Origin of the sequence: Anabaena sp. FACHB-83, from assembly GCF_014697485.1 — a bacterium.
Classification (GTDB): domain Bacteria; phylum Cyanobacteriota; class Cyanobacteriia; order Cyanobacteriales; family Nostocaceae; genus Nostoc_B.
The window spans coordinates 1-3,283 of the sequence record NZ_JACJRY010000116.1 but is presented as its reverse complement, the minus strand read 5'-3'; the positions used below and the strand labels follow the sequence as shown (position 1 = coordinate 3,283).

General features: G+C 51.0%; 2 rRNA genes. Both read left to right on the top strand.

Going from position 1 to position 3,283, the window contains the following annotated elements:
* Window positions 1-210 precede the first annotated feature (210 nt).
* A 23S ribosomal RNA gene (locus tag H6G79_RS36290) occupies window positions 211-3,035 on the top strand.
* Between the two features lie 122 nt (window positions 3,036-3,157).
* Window positions 3,158-3,274 (top strand): 5S ribosomal RNA (gene rrf / locus H6G79_RS36285).
* Window positions 3,275-3,283: the final 9 nt, after the last annotated feature.

Below are 3,283 nucleotides of genomic sequence, written 5' to 3'. Positions count from 1 at the left end.
AAAAGAAAGAAGGAAGAACAGCACCTAACGCGAGGAAGAAGTGGTTAGAATGCTGGGGTGATTCCTAGCCAGAACCTTGAAAACTGCATAGAAACGCGAAAAAAGCAGGCAGTCAAAAAGTCAAAAGTGGAAAGTCAGAAAGCAAAAAAAGCTGGAGACAAGAAGCAAAAGACAGATGATTGCATGAAGAAAGCCGAATGTATTGATTGTGGTCAAGCGAAAAAGGGCTCATGGTGGATACCTAGGCACACAGAGGCGAAGAAGGACGTGGTTACCGACGAAATACTCCGGGGAGTTGGAAGCAAACATTGAGCCGGAGGTGTCCGAATGGGGCAACCCTGAATACTGGCTGTTGAATATATAGACAGTCAAGAGCGAACCCAGCGAACTGAAACATCTTAGTAGCTGGAGGAAAAGAAATCAAAAGAGATTCCCTAAGTAGTGGTGAGCGAAAGGGGAAGAGCCTAAACCAAAGGATTTATCTTTTGGGGTAGTGGGACAGCAAAATCGAATCTAGAGGCTAGACGAAGCAGCTAAATACTGCACCAAAGAAAGTGAAAGTCTTGTAGTCGAAAGTCAAAGGATAGAAGCTGAATCCCGAGTAGCATGGGGCACGAGGAATCCCATGTGAATCAGCGAGGACCATCTCGTAAGGCTAAATACTACTGTGTGACCGATAGAGAACAAGTACCGCGAGGGAAAGGTGAAAAGAACCCCGGAAGGGGAGTGAAAAAGAACATGAAACCGTGAGCTTACAAGCAGTGGGAGTCCGATTAAACGGATGACCGCGTGCCTGTTGAAGAATGAGCCGGCGACTTATAGGCACTGGTAGGTTAAAGCGAGAATGCTGGAGCCAAAGGGAAACCGAGTCTGAAAAGGGCGATAATCAGTGTTTATAGACCCGAACCCTGGTGATCTAACCATGGCCAGGATGAAGCTTGGGTAACACCAAGTGGAGGTCCGCACCGACCGATGTTGAAAAATCGGCGGATGAGCTGTGGTTAGGGGTGAAATGCCAATCGAACCAGGAGCTAGCTGGTTCTCCCCGAAATGTGTTGAGGCGCAGCGGTTGTGATTATAGTCGGGGGGTAAAGCACTGTTTCGGTGCGGGCTGGGAGACCGGTACCAAATCGAGACAAACTCAGAATACCCGATGGACACACAGCCAGTGAGACAGTGGGGGATAAGCTTCATTGTCAAGAGGGAAACAGCCCAGACCACCAGCTAAGGTCCCCAAATCATCACTAAGTGATAAAGGAGGTGAGACTGCATAGACAACTAGGAGGTTTGCCTAGAAGCAGCCACCCTTGAAAGAGTGCGTAATAGCTCACTAGTCAAGCGGTCTTGCGCCGAAAATGAACGGGGCTAAGTGATGTACCGAAGCTGTGGGATTAACGAAAAATTAATCGGTAGGGGAGCGTTCCGTCGTAGGTAGAAGCAGTAGCGGCGAGCAGCTGTGGACGAAACGGAAGTGAGAATGTCGGCTTGAGTAGCGCAAACATTGGTGAGAATCCAATGCCCCGAAACCCTAAGGGTTCCAGAGCCAGGTTCGTCCGCTCTGGGTGAGTCGGGTCCTAAGGCGAGGTCGAAAGGCGTAGTCGATGGACACAGGGTGAAGATTCCCTGACTACGATATGGGAGCATGACGAGGGACGCATAAAAAATAGCTACACCCTGATTGGTTTGGGAGGGGTTTACGGACTCCGAGTAGTGAAAGATAGTGCCAAGAAAAGCTTGTGATGTGATGAACATATAGTACCCGTACCCGAAACCGACACAGGTAGGGAGGTTGAGTAAACTAAGGGGCGCGAGATAACTCTCTCTAAGGAACTCGGCAAAATGGCCCCGTAACTTCGGAAGAAGGGGTGCCCACGAGAGTGGGTCGCAGTGAAGAGATCCAGGCGACTGTTTACCAAAAACACAGGTCTCCGCAAACTCGTAAGAGGAAGTATGGGGGCTGACGCCTGCCCAGTGCCGGAAGGTTAAGGAAGTTGGTCAGTGGCAACATGAAGCTGACGACCGAAGCCCCGGTGAACGGCGGCCGTAACTATAACGGTCCTAAGGTAGCGAAATTCCTTGTCGGGTAAGTTCCGACCCGCACGAAAGGCGTAACGATCTGGATGGTGTCTCAGAGAGAGACTCGGCGAAATAGGAATGTCTGTGAAGATACGGACTGCCTGCACCTGGACAGAAAGACCCTATGAAGCTTTACTGTAGCCTGGAATGGTGTCCGGGCTTCGCTTGCGCAGGATAGGTGGGAGACGAAGAGATATTCCTTGTGGGGAATATGGAGTCAACGGTGAGATACCACTCTGGCGAAGCTAGGATTCTAACTTCCTACCGTGATCCGGTAGAAGGACAGTTTCAGGTGGGCAGTTTGACTGGGGCGGTCGCCTCCTAAAAGGTAACGGAGGCGCGCAAAGGTTCCCTCAGCACGCTTGGAAACCGTGCGGCGAGTGTAAAGGCAAAAAGGGAGCTTGACTGCAAGACTGACAAGTCGAGCAGGTACGAAAGTAGGCCTTAGTGATCCGACGGCGCAGAGTGGAATGGCCGTCGCTCAACGGATAAAAGTTACTCTAGGGATAACAGGCTGATCTCCCCCAAGAGTCCACATCGACGGGGAGGTTTGGCACCTCGATGTCGGCTCATCGCAACCTGGGGCGGAAGTACGTCCCAAGGGTTGGGCTGTTCGCCCATTAAAGCGGTACGTGAGCTGGGTTCAGAACGTCGTGAGACAGTTCGGTCCATATCCGGTGCAGGCGTTAGAACATTGAGAGGAGCCTTCCTTAGTACGAGAGGACCGGGAAGGACGCACCGCTGGTGTACCAGTTATTGTACCAACAGTAGACGCTGGGTAGCCAAGTGCGGAGCGGATAACCGCTGAAAGCATCTAAGTGGGAAGCCCACCTCAAGATGAGTGTTCTCACTACTTTAAGTAGGTAAGGTCACCTGTAGAACACAGGTTCTTAGGCGGTAGGTGGAAGTGCAGTAATGTATGTAGCCGAGCCGTGCTAACAGACCGAGGGCTTGACCTCAATTTCAGTTACCAGTTAACAGTGAATACATTGGTGAATATCGCGTTTCTTGCAGTCTTCAGGGTTTCTGAATCAGTGACAGTTGTTTGATAACTGATAACTGCTCTCTGTTCACTGTCTTTCCTGGTGCCTATGGCGCGGTGGAACCACACTGATACATCCCGAACTCAGAGGTGAAACGCTGCTGCGGCTACGATAGTTGGAGGGTCGCCTCCTGCCACAATTGCTCGGCGCCAGGTCTCTTTTTA